We start from the raw sequence: 16,908 nt of genomic DNA, 5'->3' as shown, positions 1-16,908 counted from the left end.
CCGTCAGTGCGCGACCGCCTTCTCGGCGCCCACCCCGGTCAGCGACCGCACCTCCATCTCGGCGGTGCGCTCGGGGTCCCCGGTGTCGGACGAGGTGAGCGTGCCGATGATGCCGAGCGCGAAGGCCAGCGGGATGGACACGATGCCCGGGTTGGCCAGCGGGAAGAACGCGAAGTCGGCGCCGGGGATCATCGAGGTCTTCGTGCCGGACACCGCGGGGGAGAACACGATCAGCACGATGGTCGAGATCAGGCCGCCGTACATGCTCCACAGTGCGCCGCGGGTGTTGAACCGCTTCCAGTACAGCGAGTACAGGATCGTCGGCAGGTTGGCCGCGGCCGCCACGGCGAACGCCAGAGCCACCAGGAACGCCACGTTCTGACCGTTGGCCAGGATGCCGAGCCCGATCGCGAACACCCCGAGCACGACCGCGGTGATGCGCGAGACCCGCACCTGTTCCTGCTCGGTCACCTTGTGGGACTTGAGAACTGAGGCGTAGATGTCGTGCGCGAACGAGGCCGACGCCGTGATGGTCAGGCCGGCGACGACCGCGAGGATCGTCGCGAACGCGACCGCCGAGATGACGCCGAGCAGGATGACGCCGCCGAGTTCGAAGGCCAGCAGTGGGGCTGCGGAGTTCACGCCACCGGCCGCCTTGAGAATCCGGTCCGGGCCGACCAGCGCGGCCGCGCCGTACCCGAGCACCAGGGTGAACAGGTAGAAGGCGCCGATCAGCGCGATGGCCCACACCACCGATCGCCGCGCCTCTTTCGCCGTCGGCACGGTGTAGAAGCGCATCAGCACATGCGGCAGGCCCGCGGTGCCGAGCACCAGCGCCAGCGCCAGCGAGATGAAGTTGATCTTCGAGGTGAGCGACCCGCCGTACTGCGCGCCGGGCGCCAAGACGTCGCGGCTGGAGACGCCCTTGGTGGTGGCGTGGGAGATCGCCGACTGGGCCGAGCCCAGGATGTCGGAGAAGTTCAAGCCGAACTTGGCCAGCACCACGACCGTCATGCACGCGGCGCCGACGATCAGCAGCACGGCCTTGATGATCTGCACCCAGGTGGTGCCCTTCATGCCGCCGACCAGGACGTAGACGATCATCAGGACGCCGACGACGGCGATCACCAGCGACTGCCCGGCGCGGCTGTTGACGTCGAGCAGTAGGGCCACCAGGCCGCCGGCACCGGCCATCTGGGCCAGCAGGTAGAACAGCGACACCGTCAGCGTCGAGGTGGCTGCGGCCAGGCGGACCGGCCGCTGCCTGAGCCGGAAGCTCAGCACGTCGGCCATGGTGAATTTGCCTGTGTTGCGCAGTAATTCGGCCACCAGGAGCAGGGCCACCAGCCAGGCGACCAGGAAGCCGATGGAGTACAGGAAGCCGTCGTAGCCGTAGACCGCGATGGCGCCCGCGATCCCGAGGAAGCTGGCCGCGGACAGGTAGTCGCCGGCGATGGCGATGCCGTTCTGCGGGCCCGAGAAGCCGCGGCCACCGGTGAAGAACTCGTCGGCGGTGGCATTGCGCTTGCTGGCCTTGATCACCACGATCATCGTGACGACGACGAACACGCTGAAGATGCCGATGTTGGCGGCCGGATTGCCGACGGTCTGGGCGGCCAGGACGGTGGTGGTCATCAGGCGCCCTCGAGTTCTTCGCGAATGGCGGTGGCCCGCGGGTCGAGTTCCCGGTTGGCGAAGCGCACGTACAGCCCGGTGATCACGAATGTGGTGAGGAACTGGCCCAACCCGATCAACAGGCCGACGTTGATGTTGCCGAACACCCGGATGGCCATGAAGTCGTGGGCGAAGGCCCCGAGCGCGACGTAGAGGGCATACCAGAGCAGGAAGAACGCGGTCATCGGAAACACGAAGCGGCGCAACCGCGTACGCAGCTCCTGGAATTCGGGGCTGGCCTGCATGGCGAGAAACTGCTCCCCGGTGGGGGCAACCCTCTCGGGACGGTCGGTTTCTGGCACCGAGGGCTCCTGACGGTTGACTGTGAGTAGATAGCGCAGAACCTAATTGAGAGCTGGGTCACTCGCGACCGGTATCGCCGGACCGCTGCATGAACAGATGGAAGTACGGTCCAAGGATGAGCAGCGAGACAGCTTCGGCATTCGATTCCGGAATCACCACCCGCCGTCAGGTGATGGGCGACGAGTTCGTCGACCGGGCGCTGGCCCGCACCAGCGGCACCGAATCGGAACCGATCCAGCGCTTCGTCACCGAACACGTGTGGGACGCGGTGTGGAACCGGCCGGGTCTGAGCCGGCGTGACCGCAGCCTGCTCAACCTCGGCATGCTGACGGCCCTGCGCGCCCACGAGGAACTCGCCGGCCACGTCCGGGGCGGTCTGAACAACGGACTCACCCGCGAGGAGATCGTCGAAGCGATCATCCACGCGACGGGGTACTGCGGGGCGCCCGCGGCGCTGAGCGCGATGCGGGTGGTCCAGCAGGTGCTGGACGAGACTTCCTAGGCCCGGCGCAGCGGCGCCACGTACTCAAAAGATAAGCGGCCGAACGCAAAACGCATCGGCCGCCCATCACCTGATGGGCGGCCGATGCCGCGATGGCGTCAGAACGGCCGGCTGTTGGCCTGCCATTTGGCCGATTCCGGTCGCTGGCCGTAGCGCTCGATGTAGCGCTCGTGCATCTGTGCCTGCTGCTGCCGCTGAATCTCGTCGATCAGATTGGGGTCCATGCCATGTTGGGCGAGGCGGTATCGGCGCCACACTTTGTTGAGGACGAACGCCATCACCAAGGCCCAGAAGTAGATCGGCAGCGTCATCTCGGAGTGGACATACACCGATGCCGGTAGCAGCCACAGCGGAGCCAGCACAAAGACCGGTGGGATTGCGTATCGGATCATGTGCCGGCGTACCGCCCCGTCGTCGGTGAGGTCGCGACGAACCCAGTCCTGCAGGTGGTCCGGCAAGCGGCGCCCGTAGGCGTAGGTGATGTGCTGCCAGAACGTCGGACGATCGGCGGCCATGACGACTCCTTTGACTGATCAGATCGAGGGGACACCACCTGATTCGTGCCCTAATGGTTAGTACACTATCTGTTAGCCCATTATTCCGCCAGAGGGGGCGCCGCCGATAACGGCCTTCGGCAGACGCGGCGGGCACAAAATGTTAGGGCCCTAACTGGTAATAAACTGGGCAGCATGTCCACTGTCTCCGAAGACGTCGACCCGCTCGCCCTGGAACGTCAGGTCTGCTTCGCGCTGGCTATCACCAACCGTGCGGTACTTGCCATCTACCGGCCGCTACTCGAACCGCTCGGGCTGACGCATCCGCAATACCTGGTCTTGCTGGCGTTGTGGGACAACGCAAAATCCAAGCAAGACCCGTTGACCGTCAAACAGATCGCCGCGTTGCTGCAGATGGATTCGGCCACCGTTTCGCCGATGCTCAAACGCCTCGAAACCCTTGAGCTGATCCACCGCACCCGCAGTGCCGCCGACGAACGCGCCACGCACATAACCCTGACGCCCAAAGGGGTCGCGCTACGACGCCGCGCACTGAAAATCCCGCCGGCAGTCGTCAAGCAACTGGGCGTTGATCTGACCGAACTGGAGCACCTGCACGCTGTGCTCACCAAGATCAACGCAGCTGCCGTTGCCGCCGGCGGACCGGCAGAATGATCCGCGTACCAGACGGCCATCGTCGCCGAGGTGTGTCCGGCGGTTAGCTATGCACGCCGCAGCAGCACCGCCTGCTCAAAAGGCAAGCGCGGAAACACCTTACGTAAAGACCCGGTGATGAGCGGGGCGGCCTCCTCCTTGCTCACCACACGCGGGTCGACCACGTCGACCGTATGACCGCGCCGGGTTATCCGGCCGCCACCGGACGTGGTGATGTTCTTGAGCCAGTCGCGGTCGGGGCCGTAGGTCAGCAGGATGGCGAAGCCGTCGGCGGTGGTGAACACCGTCAGCGGCGTGCGGAACGTCTTGCCGGACTTACGTCCGACGTGCTCGAGGATGCCGAACGTCGGCGCGCGGCCGGCCCACAGCCGTTGGATGGGATTGGTGACCCGACGGTTGAAACGGGCGACCGATTGCGGAATCTGCATGTCCTCATCGTGCGCCATCGTGACGGAGGCGGCCAGGGAAGCGAGTAATGTTACCGATCGGTAGCGGCGATGCCGCCGTGCCGCACACCGGCCCGCTGATTCATTTTCGAGGAGGAATGCATGCCTGCGCCCGCCAACGCTGACGCCCGCCGGATCTATGACCTGGAGCGCAGCCGCGTATTCCACTCGTGGTCGGCCCAGGGGAAGCTCGACCCGCTGGTCTTCACCGGCGCCGAGGGCAGCTACCTCATCGACGGTGACGGCAACCGGCTGCTCGATTTCTCCAGCCAACTCGTCTACACCAACATCGGCCACCAGCACCCCAAGGTCGTCGCGGCCATCGCCGAGCAGGCCGCCAAGCTGTGCACCATCGCGCCGCAGCACGCCAACGAGGCCCGGGCCACCGCCGCCGACCTGATCTGCCAGGTGGCCCCCGAAGGCTTCAACCGGGTGTTCTTCACCAACGGTGGCGCCGACGCCGTCGAGCACGCCATCCGCATGGCCCGCGTGTACACCGGCCGCTACAAGACGCTGTCGACCTACCGCAGCTACCACGGCGGCACCGCGCTGACGATCAACCTGACCGGCGACGTCCGCCGCTGGGGCAACGACTACGGCAGCGAAGGCACCACGCACTTCTTCGGTCCGTTCCAGTACCGCAGCCAGTTCGGTTCGCAGACGCAGGAGGAAGAGTCCGAGCGCGCCCTGGCGCACCTGCGGTCGGTCATCGAGTTCGAAGGCCCGGGTGCCTTCGCCGCGATCATCCTGGAGTCGGTGCCCGGCACCGTCGGCATCATGCCGCCGCCGCCCGGCTACCTGCAGGGCGTGCGCGAGCTGTGCGACCAGCACGGCATCGTGATGATCCTCGACGAGGTCATGGCCGGCTTCGGACGTACCGGCAAGTGGTTCGCGCTGGACAACTACGGCGTCACGCCGGACCTCATCACCTTCGCCAAGGGCGTCAACTCCGGTTATGTGCCGCTCGGCGGCGTCATCGTCAGCGACAAGATTCTGGAGCGCTTCCTGGAGCAGCCCTACCCGGGCGGTCTGACGTACTCCGGCCACCCGCTGGCGTGTGCGGCATCCGTGGCGACCATCACCGCGATGCATGACGAGAAGATCGTCGAGAACGCCGAGCTGATCGGCACCGACGTCTTCGGTCCCGGCCTCGCGGCGCTCGCCGAGAAGCACGACATCATCGGCGACGTTCGCGGTCTGGGCGTGTTCTGGGCGGTCGAGCTGGTCAAGGACCGGGCCACCAAGGAGCCGCTGGCACCGTACGGTGGCAGCTCGCCGGAGATGGGCGCCATCAACGCGCGTGCCCGGCAGAACGGCCTGCTGCTGTTCATGAACTACAACCGCTTCCACCTGGTGCCGCCGTGCAACATCAGCATCGACGACGCCAAGCGCGGGCTGGACATTCTGGACGATGCGCTGAGCGCGGTGTAGTTAGAGCTTTGGCTCTACGCTTTTCTCATGGCCTACCTCAAGCCGCCGTGGTTCGTAGTCAACGTCTTCAACCCGATTGCGCGGCTGACCGGGATCGGTGGCAGCGAAACGCTGACGGTCACCCGCAGCTCCAACCATTTGCCGCAGCGCATCCCGGTCGTGGTGCCGGAGGTGGACGGGGTGAAGTACCTGGTGTCCACCCGCGGTGAGTCGGCGTGGGTGAAGAACGTCCGGGAGAACCCCGTGGTGGCGCTCGGCAAGGCGAACTACCTGGCCACCGAGATTCCGGTCGCGGACCGGGCGCCGATCATCGCGGCGTACCGGCCGCTGGCCGGCAAGGTCGTCGAGGGCTACTGGAAAGAACTGCCCGACGACGCCGACCACCCGGTCTTCAAGCTGGCTCCGCAGCAGTAGGGTCCGCGCCGACGTCAGTTTCTGCGTACGAGTGTGTGCAGATGGTCTATCCATCTGCACACACTTGTGCCAAGATGGCGAAATGGCCGAAGCCCGAAGCTATGGCGGACGTAGCGCCAGTGAGCGAAGCTCCGAACGCCGCGCCCGTTTCCTCGATGTCGGCCTGGAACTTCTGGGCACCGGCGGGCTGACGGCCGTCACCCTGCGCGGGGTCTGCAAGACCGCCAACCTGTCATCGCGATACTTCTACGAGAGCTTCGCCGATACCGACGCGCTCACCGTGGCCGTCTACGACTCGATCGTCGAAGAAATGATCCAGATGGGGCTCGATAGGGTCGCGCAGGCGCCGTCAGAGCTATCCCGTCAGGTCAATGCGGGATTGCGTTGCGCGGTGGACCTTTTCGCGGCGGATCCGCGCAAGGGGCGGGTCGTGCTCAATCTTTCGCTGGCCAGCCCCGGGCTGGCCGAGCGTCGTCGCGACACCAGTGAGCGCATCGCCGCCATCATCGCGAATCTGGGCGGCCACTACCTGCGGCCCGGCACCGACCCGGGCCGGTTGCTGACCATCTCGCGCTTCTTCGTCGGCGGGTTCGTCGAACTGCTCACCGCTTGGATGGCCGACCCTGCCGTGAACTGCGAAGAACTGCTCGACGACTGCACCCAATTCTTCTTGAGCATCACCGCGGACGTGCTGCACAGCTCGCCCCGCGCTCGCTTCGGCATGGCCAACTAACCCCTAAGGAACAAGCGACATGACCTCGGCAGGAATCCTGGGAAATGCCCGGAAAACGTTGGGCACAAAGGTATTTGGCCTTCTGGACGAGCTCACCGAACGGATCGGCACCACCGGGGAACCGCTGGCCGAGCCGCCGCCGGGCAGCGGGCTGAAGCCGGTGATGGGGGAGCGCGGATTGCCGGGGCTGGGCAAGACCGTCGAGGTGCTGCTGCACGGCCAGGAATCGGCACTCCGGTACTACGCCAAATACGGCCCCGTCACCTGGAGTCACACCTTCGCGACGCGGTTGGTGTGGGCGCTCGGCCCGGATGCGGTGCAGGAGGTGCTCACCAACCGCAGCAAGGCCATGTCCCAGGCCGGTTGGGAGTACTTCATCGGCCCGTTCTTCACCCGTGGCTTGATGCTGCTCGACGGCCAGGAACACCTCCTGCACCGGCGGATCATGCAGGTGGCGTTCACCCGGACCCGTCTCGTGGCGTACCAGGAGCAGGTCCAGGCGGTCATCGACGCCACCTTGCCGAGCTGGCCGACCGATCAGCCGATGCTGATGTATCCGGCGATCAAGAACACCTCGCTCGAGATCGCCACCCGGGTGTTCATGGGCGCCGAGCCCAGCGCGGAATCCCAGGAGCTGATCGAGGCGTTCGAGGATGCGGTGCGGGCCGGCACGGGTTACATCCGCCGCCCGGTGCCCCTGCTGCCCACCCGATGGAACCGCGGGCTGATCGGCAGGCAGAAACTCGAGAAGTACTTCCGCGAGCTGATCCCGGCCAAGCGGACGTCTGCCGACGACGACCTGTTCGCCACGCTGTGTCGGGTCGAGACCGAAGACGGTGAGAAGTTCACCGACGACGACATCGTGAACCACATGATCTTCCTGATGATGGCGGCGCACGACACCTCGACCATCACCGCCACCGCGATGGTCTACTACCTGGCCAAGCACCCCGAGTGGCAAGACAAGTGCCGCGCGGAATCGCTGGTGCTCGGCGACCCCGGCCACATCGGGATCGACGATCTGGAAAAGCTCGAGACCTTGGAGTTGGTCTTCAAGGAGTCGATGCGGCTGGTCGCACCCGTGCCCGCCATGGTGCGCAAGACCACCGAGGACATCGACCTGGCCGGTTACTACGTGCCGGCAGGCACCATGATCTCCGTCGCACCGGGCGCCACCCACGAGCTGGGGGATTTCTGGACCAACTCGCGCGAATTCGATCCGCTCCGGTTCGAGGAGCCGCGCAGCGAGCACAAGGAGCACCGCTTCGGGTACGTGCCATTCGGTGGCGGCGCCCACAAGTGCATCGGCATGACGTTCGGATCTGCCGAGGTGAAGGCGCTGCTGCACAAGATGCTGCTCCGCTATCGGTTCGAGGTCCCGGCGGACTACGAGCTCGAATGGGACCACACCTCGCTCGTGGTGCCCACCGACGACTTCCCGGTGACCCTGCGGCCGCTCGCACCCTGACGATGCCCGCCCTGAACCCAGCCCACTACACCCTGTAGTTGGTCCATTCGCGCGGGGCTGGGACACTGGTGGTCATGCGCTCTACCGACGTCTCCGCGAAACTGTTCGCCGATGCGTCGACCGTGATCCCGGGCGGGGTCAACTCGCCCGTGCGGGCCTTCAGCTCGGTCGGCGGCACCCCTCGCTTCATCACCTCGGCCAACGGTTACTGGCTGACCGACGCCGACGGCAATCGCTACGTCGACCTGGTGTGCTCCTGGGGCCCGATGATCCTGGGCCACGCCCACCCGGCGGTGGTCGAGGCTGTGCAGACCACGGCAGTCAATGGCCTGTCCTTCGGTGCGCCGACGCCCGCGGAGACGGAGCTGGCGCGCGCGATCATCGACCGGGTCGCTCCCGTCGAGCGCATCCGCTTCGTCAACTCCGGCACCGAAGCGACGATGAGCGCCATCCGGCTGGCCCGCGGCTTCACCGGCCGGCCCAAGATCATCAAGTTCTCCGGCTGCTACCACGGCCACAGCGACGCGCTGCTGGCCGACGCCGGCTCTGGCGTGGCCACTTTGGGCCTGCCGTCGTCGCCCGGCGTCACGGGTGCGGCAGCGGCCGACACCATCGTGCTGCCGTACAACGACCTGGAGGCGGTGCGCCAGACCTTCGCCGAGCTCGGCAACGAGATCGCCTGCGTGATCACCGAGGCCAGCCCCGGCAACATGGGCACCGTCCCGCCGGCCGAGGGCTACAACGCCGCGCTGCGGCAGATCACCGCCGAGCACGGCGCGCTGCTCATCATCGACGAGGTGATGACGGGTTTCCGCGTGAGCCGCAGCGGTTGGTACGGCCTCGATCCCGTCGCCGCCGACCTGTTCACCTTCGGCAAGGTGATGAGCGGCGGCCTGCCCGCCGCGGCCTTCGGCGGCCGCGCCGAGGTGATGGAACGCCTGGCTCCGCTGGGGCCGGTGTACCAGGCCGGGACGCTGTCCGGGAACCCCGTGGCGATGGCCGCCGGCCTGGCCACGCTGCGGGCCGCCGACGACGCCGTCTACCGCGCTTTGGATGTCAACGCCGACCGACTCTCCGGGCTCATCGGTGACGCGCTGACCGAAGCGTCTGTGGCGCACCGGATTTCGCGGGCCGGGAACTTCCTGACGGTGTTCTTCGGTGATGCGCCCGTCACGAACTTCGCGTCCGCGAAGGCCACCGAGACCTGGCGCTACCCGGCCTTCTTCCATGCTCTGCTGGACGCCGGGGTGTACCCGCCGTGCAGTGCTTTCGAAACCTGGTTCGTCTCGGCCGCACTCGACGACGCTGCGTTCGACCGGATCGCCGACGCGCTGCCCGCCGCCGCGCGCGCCGCCGCCCAAGCTCAGGAGCCCGCATGACCGACAAGACGATCGTGCACGTGATGCGTCACGGCGAAGTGCACAACCCGGACAAGATCCTCTACGGCCGCAAGCCCGATTTCCACCTGTCCGACCGCGGCCGGGCCCAGGCCGAGGCGGTCGCGGGCTGGCTGGCCGAACGCGACATTGTCTACGTGGTGGCCTCACCGCTGGAGCGCGCGCAGGAGACCGCGACGCCCATCGCGGCCCGGCACGGCCTGGCCATCGACACCGATCACGATCTCATCGAGTCGGAAAATGTCTTTGAGGGACAACGAGTTTCGCCCGGTGACGGCGCGCTCCGCGACCCGCGCAACTGGTGGCATCTGCGCGACCCGAAGACCCCGTCGTGGGGCGAGCCGTACAAGCACATCGCAGCACGCATGACCGCCGCCATGGACCGGGCGCGGGTCAAGGGCGCCGGGCACGAGGCGGTGTGCGTCAGCCATCAGCTGCCGGTGGAGACGCTGCGACGGGCAATGCTGGGCAAGAACCTGCACCATTTCCCGACCAGGCGGATGTGCAACCTGGCGTCGGTGACGTCGTTCTACTTCCACGACGACGAGATGGTCGGCTGGGGATACGCGGAGCTGGCCGGACAGTGACTTCGCTGGTGGCCCGTGCCGGGGCAGTGATGGCGGCCGTCCTGACGGCGGCCGTGCTGCTCGTCGGCTGCTCCACCGGTGACGACGCCGTCGCCCAGGGCGGCACCTTCGAATTCGTGGCGCCCGGCGGCAAGACCGACATCTTCTACGACCCGCCCGCCAGCCGTGGCAAGCCCGGCGCGGTGCGTGGGCCGTCGCTCGCGGATCCGTCGAAAACCCTGTCCCTGGACGACTTTTCGGGTCAGGTCGTGGTGATCAACGTCTGGGGTCAGTGGTGTGGCCCGTGCCGTTCGGAGATCTCCGAACTGGAGAAGGTGTACGACGCCACAAGGGGTCTCGGCGTGGCTTTTCTAGGCATCGACGTGCGGGACAACAACCGGCAGTCCGCCGTCGACTTCGTCGTCGACCGCAAGGTGACGTTCCCGTCCATCTACGACCCGGCGATGCGCACCATGATCGCGTTCGGCGGCAAGTACCCGACGACGGTCATCCCGTCGACGCTGGTGCTGGACCGCGAGCACCGGGTGGCCGCGGTGTTCCTGCGGGAACTGCTGGCCGACGACCTCAGGCCCGTCGTCGAACGGCTGGCCAAAGAGGGCAAGGCATGACCTCCTTCGCCGAGACCGCCGCGGCCGGACCGCTGTTGGTGGCCATCGGGGTGAGCGTGCTGGCCGGCCTGGTGTCGTTCGCCTCGCCGTGCGTGGTGCCGCTGGTGCCCGGGTATCTGTCGTATCTGGCCGCGGTGGTCGGGGTGGACGACAACTCGGACGACGCGGGCGCGACCGGCCCGGTGAAGGTGCGCACCGCGCGCTGGCGGGTCGCCGGCGCGGCGGCGCTGTTCGTCGCGGGTTTCACCGCGGTGTTCCTCATGGGTGCGGTCGCGGTCCTCGGCCTCACCACCACGCTGATCGCCAATCAGCTTCTGCTGCAACGCATCGGCGGCGTCGTCACGGTGTTGATGGGCCTGGTGTTCATCGGTCTGGTGCCGGCGCTGCAGCGACAGGTGCGGTTCACGCCGCGCCAGGTGTCGACGGTCCTGGGTGCCCCGCTGCTCGGGGCGGTGTTCGGTCTCGGCTGGACGCCGTGCCTGGGCCCGACGCTCACCGGCGTCATCGCCGTGGCCTCGGCCAGTGACGGCGCCAGCGTCGCCCGCGGCATCGCTCTGGTGATCGCGTACTGCCTGGGTCTCGGAATTCCGTTCGTGCTGTTGGCCTTCGGCTCGGCCCGCGCCGTGCAGGGGCTGGGCTGGCTGCGCCGGCACACGCGCGCCATCCAGATCTTCGGCGGGCTGCTGCTGATCGTGGTGGGCACCGCGCTGGTCACCGGCGTGTGGAACGACTTCACCTCGTGGGTGCGCGACGCCTTCGTCAGCAACGTGAGGCTCCCGATATGACCGACGTTTCCTCGCCCGAAGATGTGCAGGGCACCGAAACCCGCCGCCCCGGCCCCATCTCGCGGGTGGTCGCGCTGTTCCGCAACACCTGGCGCAACCTGACGTCGATGGGCACCGCGCTGGTGTTGCTGTTCCTGCTGGCTCTCGGCGCCGTCCCGGGCGCACTGCTGCCGCAGCGCTCGCTCAACGCCAGCAAGGTCGACGAATACCTGGCGCAGCACCCGACGATCGGCCCGTGGCTGGACAAAGTGCAGGCCTTCTCGGTGTTCTCGAGCTTCTGGTTCACCTCGATCTACGTGCTGCTGTTCATCTCGCTCGTGGGCTGCCTGACGCCGCGCATGCTCGAGCACGTCCGCAGCCTGCGCGCCGTCCCCGTGCCCGCCCCGCGGAACCTGACGCGGCTGCCCAAGCACGCCGAGGCCGTCGTTCCCGGTGAGCCGGATGCCGTCGCCGAGCAGATGGCCAAGCGGCTCAAAGGCTGGCGCCAGACCACCCGCACCCTGGAGGACGGCACTCGCGAGATTTCCGCCGAGAAGGGCTACCTGCGCGAGTTCGGCAACATCGTCTTCCACTTCTCGCTGCTGGGCCTGCTGGTCGCCATCGCGTTCGGCAAGCTGTTCGGCTACGAGGGCAACGTCATCGTCATCGCCGACGGCGGACCCGGGTTCTGCTCGGCGTCGCCGGCCGCGTTCGACTCGTTCCGCGCCGGCAACGTCGTCGACGGCACCGCACTGCACCCCAGCTGCCTGCGCGTGCACGACTTCGACGCCCGGTACCTGCCCAGCGGGCAGGCCACCGCGTTCGCCGCGAACATCGACTACCAGGACGGCGCCGACCTGGTCAGCGGCACCTGGCGGCCGTACCGGCTCGAGGTCAACCACCCGCTGCGCATCGGTGGCGAGCGCATCTACCTGCAGGGACACGGCTACGCGCCGACCTTCACCGTCACCTTCCCGAATGGGCAGACCCGTACGTCGACGGTGCAGTGGAAGCCCGAGAACGCGCTGACCATGCTGTCCTCGGGCGTGATGCGCGTCGACCCGCCCGGCGGTACCTATCCCGACGACCGCGAGCGGCGTAAGCACCAGATCGCCATCCAGGGGCTGTTCGCCCCGACCGCCGAACTCGACGGCAAGCTGCTGTCCTCGAGCTTCCCGGCGATGAACGCGCCCGCGGTGGCCATCGACATCTACCGCGGCGACAGCGGCCTGGACAGCGGTAAGCCGCAGTCTTTGTTCTCGCTGGACCCCAGCCTCATCGAGCAGAAGCGGCTCACCAAGCAGGCGCGCGTCAACCTGAAGGCCGGCGAACAGACCAAGCTGGACGACGGCACCGTCGTGAAGTTCGACGGCGCGGTGCCGTTCATCAACGTGCAGGTCTCGCACGACCCCGCGCAGGTGTGGGTGCTGGTGTTCGCGCTGACCATGATGGCCGGGCTGCTGGTGTCACTGGTGGTGCGCCGCCGCCGCGTTTGGATTCGGATCGTGTCGGCCCAGCCGGGTACCGTCAACGTCGAGCTCGGCGGCCTGGCCCGGACGGACAACTCGGGGTGGGGTGACGAGTTCGAGCGACTCACCGCGCGGCTGGTGGGAGGAACGGAAGCATGAACACAGAGCACATCGACGTAGACCTGGCCCGGTACTCGGACTGGGCGTTCACCACGTCCGTGGTGGTGCTGGTCGGTGCCCTGCTGCTGCTGGCCGTCGAGCTGGCGTACAGCCGTGGCCGCAAGGTCGAGAATCGGGAACTGGTCGCCGCGGGTGTCGGCGCCGACAGCATGACGCCGGGCGTGGTGATCGACGCGCCGGAGCGGACAGCTGACGAGCGTATCGGCCGCGTCGGGCTCGCCCTGGTGTACGTCGGGATCGCGATGCTGTTCGCCTGCATCGTGCTGCGCGGTCTGGCCACCACGCGCGTGCCGTGGGGCAACATGTACGAGTTCATCAACCTGACCAGCTTCTGCGGGTTGATCGCCGCCGCGGTTGTGCTGCGCAAGCCGCAGTTCCGCGCGCTGTGGGTCTTCGTGCTGGTGCCCGAACTGATCCTGCTGTCCGTCTCCGGAAAGTGGCTGTACACCAATGCCGCCCCGGTGATGCCCGCGCTGCAGTCGTACTGGCTGCCCATCCACGTCTCGGTGGTCAGCATCGGCTCCGGCGTGTTCCTGGTCGCCGGTGTGGCGAGCATCCTGTTCCTGCTGAAGATGTCGCCGTTGGCCGACCGCGACAATGGCTTCGGCCGGATGATCCAGCGCCTGCCCGATGCCCAGACCCTGGACCGCATCGCGTACCGGACCACCATCTTCGCGTTCCCGATCTTCGGGTTCGGCGTCATCTTCGGGGCCATCTGGGCGGAAGAAGCGTGGGGCCGCTACTGGGGCTGGGACCCCAAGGAGACGGTGTCGTTCGTCGCCTGGGTGGTCTACGCCGCGTACCTGCATGCCCGCTCCACCGCCGGCTGGCGCGACAAGAAGGCCGCGTGGATCAACGTCGTCGGCTTCGTCGCGATGGTGTTCAACCTGTTCTTCATCAACTTGGTGACCGTCGGCCTGCATTCGTACGCAGGGGTCGGCTGAGCTTGCCTTCGTTCCGCGCTCAGGGCCGGTTCAAGGATCCGGCCGATTCAGTCGGTGTGCCCGCGCCCGCCGCGGCGCCGGAGTCCCGGATCGTCATCGCGCACGCGGTCACGCCCGTCCTGGCGGTGAAACCCGCCAAGCCGCGGAGCCTGGACCCCGCCACTGTCGCACTGCTGAGCCGGCCGAGCCGCGCGCCGTCGACCGGCTGGCGTAAAGCGCTGTACTACGCGACGGGCACCCTGCTCAACCCCGGCGAGAGCCCCCTGACCCTGCGCCGCAAAATCCTCACCGCGCAGATCAACCGGCCGCTGCGGGACTGCTACCGGATCGCGGTGCTGTCCCTGAAGGGCGGCGTCGGTAAGACGACCATCACCGCGACGCTCGGCGCGACGTTCGCGTCGATCCGCGGCGACCGGGTCATCGCGGTGGACGCCAACCCGGACCGCGGCACCCTCAGCCAGAAGGTGCCGCTGGAAACGCCGGCGACGGTCCGTCACCTCCTGCGCGACGCCGAGGGCATCTCCAGCTACAGCGACGTCCGCAACTACACCTCGCGCGGCGAGAGTGAGCTCGAGGTGCTGGCCTCGGAGAGCGATCCGGCGGTGTCGGAAGCGTTCAGTTCGGAGGACTACGCCCGCACTCTGGCGGTGCTGCAGCCGTACTACCGGCTGGTGCTGACCGACTGTGGCACCGGCATGCTGCATTCGGCGATGGGTGCGGTGCTCGATCACGCCGACGTGCTCGTCGTGATCAGCTCGGGCTCGGTCGATGGGGCACGCAGCGCGGCGGCGACGCTCGACTGGCTCGATGCCCACGGCCATCAGGAGTTGGTGCGCAACGCCGTCGCGGTGGTCAACGCGGTACGTCCGCGATCCGGCAAGGTCGATCTGCGCAAGGTGGTCGATCACTTCGGCCGCCGGTGCCGGGCGGTACAGGTCGTGCCGTTCGATCCGCACCTGGAGGAGGGTGCCGAGATCAGTCTGGACCGGCTCCGGGCGGACACCCGGGATGCGTTGCTGGAATTGGCCGTGGCCGTCGCGGACGGATTTCCGCTGTCGCTGTAGCGCGTGCGCTAAGAACCGAGCCGGCGCAGGAATTCAGGATCGTCGTCGGGGCCGATGACGCGGGTCGTCGGGCGCGCGGCGGTAGCGCGAGTGGCGCGCCAGCCGACGTAGACCAACAGCGCCAGCAGCGTGATCAGGAGCAGGAACTGCACGTAAAACCTCCTTTGTTCGAATATACGCGTCCGTCGGTAAACTCGTGCGGTGTCTGAAACGCCATCCTGGCCACGTTTGCTGCTCGATGTCTTTCTCTACGCGCTTGCCCGCCTGCTGCTGGTAGCGGCGATTGCGGGAGCGATCTTCGGTGTTGTTCAGTTGCTGGGAATCCGCAACTTCCCGGCGATGGTGGCGTTGCTGTTCGCGCTGGTCCTCGGAATGCCGCTGGGCATCTGGCTTTTCGCGCCGCTGCGCCGCCGGGCCACTGCCGGGATCGCCGCCGTTGACGAGCGCCGGCGCGCCGAGCGCGAGCAGCTGCGGGCCCGCCTGCACGGCGAGGATTCCTCCGGCGACTGACGCCGCTCCGCTTCCTACGGTTTGATCACCAGCACCGCGGTCACCAGGGCAGCCCACACCAGCATCGTCAGCCCGGTGTCGCGCAGCACCGGGATCAGCTCGCGGCCGCCGAGTCCGGAACGCACCGGCTTGGCCGCGCGCACCGCCAGCGGAGCCGCCGCGAAGCCGACCAGGCACCAGGGTGTGGCGAGCGTCAGGACCGCGGTCAGCACGAACGGCAGCGCCGTCAGCACCTGGAACAGCTGGCGGGTGCGCGCATCGCCGAGCCGCACCGCGAGGGTGATCTTGCCGGACACCTGATCGGTGGGAATGTCGCGAAGGTTGTTGGCCACCAGCACCGCCGACGACAACGATCCGACCGCGACGGCGAGCAGGAGTCCCACCCAGTCGATCCGCAGGGCCTGGGTGTACTGCGTGCCGAGCACGGCGACCAGACCGAAGAACACGAAGACCGCGACCTCGCCGAGTCCCCGATAGCCGTACGGGTTGGTGCCGCCGGTGTACAACCAGGCCCCGGCGATACATGCCGCGCCGATGGCGATCAGCCACGGCTGGCTCACCAGGGCCAGCGCCAGGCCGACTCCCGCGCCGACGCACAGGCTGATCACCGCCGCCGCCAGCACCGCCTGTGGCGAAGCCAACTTGGCGCCGACCAGGCGGACCGGCCCTGACCGGTCGTCATCGGTACCGCGGATGCCGTCGGAATAGTCGTTGGCGTAGTTGACGCCGATGATCAACGCCACCGAAACCACAAGGGCCAGAGCGGCTTTCCACCACACCGCACCGCCCACCCAGGCCGCGGCGCCGGTACCTGCCAACACCGGAGCGACGGCATTCGGGAGGGTCCGTGGTCGGGCACCCTCAATCCACTGCGAAAGACTGGCCACGCGCGCAATCGTCCCACGCCCCTACACTTATCGGCATGAAGGATCGGCTCAGCAAGAACGAGATTCGCAAAGACGTCGTTCAGGAATCCGTAGAAGCGGTTGCTGGCACCGTCGGCGAGGTCATGAACATCGTCGTCACCGCGGTCAAGGATGTGGCGAGTTCCATCGGCGCCCTGGCCACCGACGCGTTCGAGATCCGCGACGGCGCCCGTCGGGCCCGCGCGGAACTGGAACTGGACAGTGAGGACAGCGCGGACGAGGCCGACGACGCGGATGAGCCCGCGCCGACGCCGGTCACGGCCGTGCAGCCGGAAACCGAGGACGCGCCCAAGGCTCCCACGACCGACGCCGAATAACG

General features: G+C 67.4%; 21 protein-coding genes. 15 read left to right on the top strand and 6 right to left on the bottom strand.

The window, feature by feature from the left end:
* Window positions 1-3: 3 nt before the first annotated feature.
* Entirely contained in the window at window positions 4-1,635 is a 1,632-nt protein-coding gene (locus AC1U2B_RS16265; RefSeq protein WP_480217552.1) for a monocarboxylic acid transporter, read from the bottom strand.
* Complete coding sequence (locus AC1U2B_RS16260; RefSeq protein WP_377042037.1) at window positions 1,635-1,976, bottom strand: DUF485 domain-containing protein; 342 nt, start codon at window positions 1,974-1,976, stop codon at window positions 1,635-1,637. The genes AC1U2B_RS16265 and AC1U2B_RS16260 overlap by 1 nt, the downstream gene beginning before the upstream one ends.
* Window positions 1,977-2,092: 116 nt before the next feature.
* On the opposite strand from AC1U2B_RS16260, the gene AC1U2B_RS16255 reads away from it, so the two are divergent.
* Window positions 2,093-2,479: a carboxymuconolactone decarboxylase family protein gene (locus tag AC1U2B_RS16255; RefSeq protein WP_133761061.1), complete on the top strand. Its 387-nt coding sequence runs from the start codon at window positions 2,093-2,095 to the stop codon at window positions 2,477-2,479.
* A gap of 98 nt (window positions 2,480-2,577) precedes the next feature.
* Here AC1U2B_RS16255 and AC1U2B_RS16250 read toward each other — a convergent pair whose 3' ends face one another.
* Window positions 2,578-2,994, bottom strand: a complete 417-nt coding sequence (locus AC1U2B_RS16250) for a DUF5313 domain-containing protein (protein ID WP_480217551.1) — start codon at window positions 2,992-2,994, stop codon at window positions 2,578-2,580.
* A gap of 174 nt (window positions 2,995-3,168) precedes the next feature.
* Here AC1U2B_RS16250 and AC1U2B_RS16245 point away from each other — a divergent pair, with 174 nt between their 5' ends.
* Window positions 3,169-3,648 carry a MarR family winged helix-turn-helix transcriptional regulator gene (locus AC1U2B_RS16245; protein ID WP_480217550.1) on the top strand — a complete coding sequence of 160 codons (480 nt, stop codon included), beginning with the start codon at window positions 3,169-3,171 and terminating at the stop codon, window positions 3,646-3,648.
* Between the two features lie 47 nt (window positions 3,649-3,695).
* Here AC1U2B_RS16245 and AC1U2B_RS16240 read toward each other — a convergent pair whose 3' ends face one another.
* The gene (locus AC1U2B_RS16240; protein WP_260937030.1) at window positions 3,696-4,076 is read right to left on the bottom strand and encodes a nitroreductase family deazaflavin-dependent oxidoreductase; all 381 of its coding nucleotides are present in this window, start codon (window positions 4,074-4,076) and stop codon (window positions 3,696-3,698) included.
* A gap of 120 nt (window positions 4,077-4,196) precedes the next feature.
* Between AC1U2B_RS16240 and AC1U2B_RS16235 the strand changes: the two genes are divergently transcribed.
* The 11 genes from AC1U2B_RS16235 (at window position 4,197) to AC1U2B_RS16185 (ending at window position 15,153) form a co-directional block, all read left to right on the top strand.
* Window positions 4,197-5,525, top strand: a complete 1,329-nt coding sequence (locus AC1U2B_RS16235) for an aspartate aminotransferase family protein (protein WP_133761065.1) — start codon at window positions 4,197-4,199, stop codon at window positions 5,523-5,525.
* Between the two features lie 27 nt (window positions 5,526-5,552).
* Complete coding sequence (locus AC1U2B_RS16230; protein ID WP_043401421.1) at window positions 5,553-5,939, top strand: pyridoxamine 5'-phosphate oxidase family protein; 387 nt, start codon at window positions 5,553-5,555, stop codon at window positions 5,937-5,939.
* Window positions 5,940-6,021: 82 nt separating this feature from the next.
* Complete coding sequence (locus tag AC1U2B_RS16225) at window positions 6,022-6,672, top strand: TetR/AcrR family transcriptional regulator (RefSeq protein WP_480217549.1); 651 nt, start codon at window positions 6,022-6,024, stop codon at window positions 6,670-6,672.
* A 19-nt stretch (window positions 6,673-6,691) separates the two neighbouring features.
* On the top strand, window positions 6,692-8,140 hold the full coding sequence (locus tag AC1U2B_RS16220) for a cytochrome P450 (protein WP_480217548.1): 1,449 nt from the start codon (window positions 6,692-6,694) through the stop codon (window positions 8,138-8,140).
* A 74-nt stretch (window positions 8,141-8,214) separates the two neighbouring features.
* Window positions 8,215-9,519, top strand: a complete 1,305-nt coding sequence (gene hemL, locus AC1U2B_RS16215) for a glutamate-1-semialdehyde 2,1-aminomutase (RefSeq protein ID WP_480217547.1) — start codon at window positions 8,215-8,217, stop codon at window positions 9,517-9,519.
* Window positions 9,516-10,124: a histidine phosphatase family protein gene (locus AC1U2B_RS16210; protein ID WP_480217546.1), complete on the top strand. Its 609-nt coding sequence runs from the start codon at window positions 9,516-9,518 to the stop codon at window positions 10,122-10,124. The genes hemL and AC1U2B_RS16210 overlap by 4 nt, the downstream gene beginning before the upstream one ends.
* A gap of 29 nt (window positions 10,125-10,153) precedes the next feature.
* Window positions 10,154-10,732 (top strand): TlpA disulfide reductase family protein, encoded by a 579-nt coding sequence (locus AC1U2B_RS16205; RefSeq protein ID WP_480217757.1) that lies wholly within the window; start codon window positions 10,154-10,156, stop codon window positions 10,730-10,732.
* Window positions 10,729-11,517: a cytochrome c biogenesis CcdA family protein gene (locus AC1U2B_RS16200; RefSeq protein WP_043984898.1), complete on the top strand. Its 789-nt coding sequence runs from the start codon at window positions 10,729-10,731 to the stop codon at window positions 11,515-11,517. Before AC1U2B_RS16205 ends, AC1U2B_RS16200 begins: the two co-directional genes overlap by 4 nt.
* Complete coding sequence (resB, locus tag AC1U2B_RS16195) at window positions 11,514-13,124, top strand: cytochrome c biogenesis protein ResB (RefSeq protein WP_480217545.1); 1,611 nt, start codon at window positions 11,514-11,516, stop codon at window positions 13,122-13,124. Before AC1U2B_RS16200 ends, resB begins: the two co-directional genes overlap by 4 nt.
* Window positions 13,121-14,089 carry a c-type cytochrome biogenesis protein CcsB gene (ccsB, locus tag AC1U2B_RS16190; RefSeq protein WP_043401432.1) on the top strand — a complete coding sequence of 323 codons (969 nt, stop codon included), beginning with the start codon at window positions 13,121-13,123 and terminating at the stop codon, window positions 14,087-14,089. Before resB ends, ccsB begins: the two co-directional genes overlap by 4 nt.
* A gap of 2 nt (window positions 14,090-14,091) precedes the next feature.
* Complete coding sequence (locus tag AC1U2B_RS16185) at window positions 14,092-15,153, top strand: MinD/ParA family ATP-binding protein (protein ID WP_480217544.1); 1,062 nt, start codon at window positions 14,092-14,094, stop codon at window positions 15,151-15,153.
* An 8-nt stretch (window positions 15,154-15,161) separates the two neighbouring features.
* Here AC1U2B_RS16185 and AC1U2B_RS16180 read toward each other — a convergent pair whose 3' ends face one another.
* Window positions 15,162-15,305, bottom strand: coding sequence for a hypothetical protein (locus AC1U2B_RS16180; protein ID WP_192830187.1), 144 nt, complete (start codon window positions 15,303-15,305; stop codon window positions 15,162-15,164).
* Window positions 15,306-15,354: 49 nt separating this feature from the next.
* On the opposite strand from AC1U2B_RS16180, the gene AC1U2B_RS16175 reads away from it, so the two are divergent.
* Entirely contained in the window at window positions 15,355-15,663 is a 309-nt protein-coding gene (locus tag AC1U2B_RS16175; RefSeq protein WP_043401436.1) for a DUF4229 domain-containing protein, read from the top strand.
* A gap of 14 nt (window positions 15,664-15,677) precedes the next feature.
* Here AC1U2B_RS16175 and AC1U2B_RS16170 read toward each other — a convergent pair whose 3' ends face one another.
* Complete coding sequence (locus tag AC1U2B_RS16170) at window positions 15,678-16,550, bottom strand: 1,4-dihydroxy-2-naphthoate polyprenyltransferase (RefSeq protein WP_480217543.1); 873 nt, start codon at window positions 16,548-16,550, stop codon at window positions 15,678-15,680.
* A gap of 35 nt (window positions 16,551-16,585) precedes the next feature.
* Here AC1U2B_RS16170 and AC1U2B_RS16165 point away from each other — a divergent pair, with 35 nt between their 5' ends.
* Window positions 16,586-16,906 (top strand): hypothetical protein, encoded by a 321-nt coding sequence (locus tag AC1U2B_RS16165; protein WP_480217542.1) that lies wholly within the window; start codon window positions 16,586-16,588, stop codon window positions 16,904-16,906.
* Window positions 16,907-16,908 lie beyond the last annotated feature (2 nt).

The sequence above is a fragment of the Mycolicibacterium sp. P4_G11 genome, assembly GCF_056555145.1.
The sequence above is the reverse complement of the archived record's forward strand: the minus strand, read 5'-3'. Positions and strand labels throughout refer to the sequence as shown.

What these genes read in the sequence shown, in the direction of transcription:
- hemL (WP_480217547.1), top strand. Translation starts at nt 8,215, where the DNA reads ATGCGCTCTACCGACGTCTCCGCGAAACTGTTCGCCGATGCGTCGACC.
- AC1U2B_RS16225 (WP_480217549.1), top strand. Translation starts at nt 6,022, where the DNA reads ATGGCCGAAGCCCGAAGCTATGGCGGACGTAGCGCCAGTGAGCGAAGC.
- ccsB (WP_043401432.1), top strand. Translation starts at nt 13,121, where the DNA reads ATGAACACAGAGCACATCGACGTAGACCTGGCCCGGTACTCGGACTGG.
- AC1U2B_RS16245 (WP_480217550.1), top strand. Translation starts at nt 3,169, where the DNA reads ATGTCCACTGTCTCCGAAGACGTCGACCCGCTCGCCCTGGAACGTCAG.
- AC1U2B_RS16200 (WP_043984898.1), top strand. Translation starts at nt 10,729, where the DNA reads ATGACCTCCTTCGCCGAGACCGCCGCGGCCGGACCGCTGTTGGTGGCC.
- AC1U2B_RS16235 (WP_133761065.1), top strand. Translation starts at nt 4,197, where the DNA reads ATGCCTGCGCCCGCCAACGCTGACGCCCGCCGGATCTATGACCTGGAG.
- AC1U2B_RS16250 (WP_480217551.1), bottom strand. Translation starts at nt 2,994, where the DNA reads ATGGCCGCCGATCGTCCGACGTTCTGGCAGCACATCACCTACGCCTAC.
- AC1U2B_RS16265 (WP_480217552.1), bottom strand. Translation starts at nt 1,635, where the DNA reads ATGACCACCACCGTCCTGGCCGCCCAGACCGTCGGCAATCCGGCCGCC.
- AC1U2B_RS16205 (WP_480217757.1), top strand. Translation starts at nt 10,154, where the DNA reads ATGGCGGCCGTCCTGACGGCGGCCGTGCTGCTCGTCGGCTGCTCCACC.
- AC1U2B_RS16255 (WP_133761061.1), top strand. Translation starts at nt 2,093, where the DNA reads ATGAGCAGCGAGACAGCTTCGGCATTCGATTCCGGAATCACCACCCGC.
- resB (WP_480217545.1), top strand. Translation starts at nt 11,514, where the DNA reads ATGACCGACGTTTCCTCGCCCGAAGATGTGCAGGGCACCGAAACCCGC.
- AC1U2B_RS16240 (WP_260937030.1), bottom strand. Translation starts at nt 4,076, where the DNA reads ATGCAGATTCCGCAATCGGTCGCCCGTTTCAACCGTCGGGTCACCAAT.
- AC1U2B_RS16230 (WP_043401421.1), top strand. Translation starts at nt 5,553, where the DNA reads ATGGCCTACCTCAAGCCGCCGTGGTTCGTAGTCAACGTCTTCAACCCG.
- AC1U2B_RS16220 (WP_480217548.1), top strand. Translation starts at nt 6,692, where the DNA reads ATGACCTCGGCAGGAATCCTGGGAAATGCCCGGAAAACGTTGGGCACA.
- AC1U2B_RS16210 (WP_480217546.1), top strand. Translation starts at nt 9,516, where the DNA reads ATGACCGACAAGACGATCGTGCACGTGATGCGTCACGGCGAAGTGCAC.
- AC1U2B_RS16165 (WP_480217542.1), top strand. Translation starts at nt 16,586, where the DNA reads ATGAAGGATCGGCTCAGCAAGAACGAGATTCGCAAAGACGTCGTTCAG.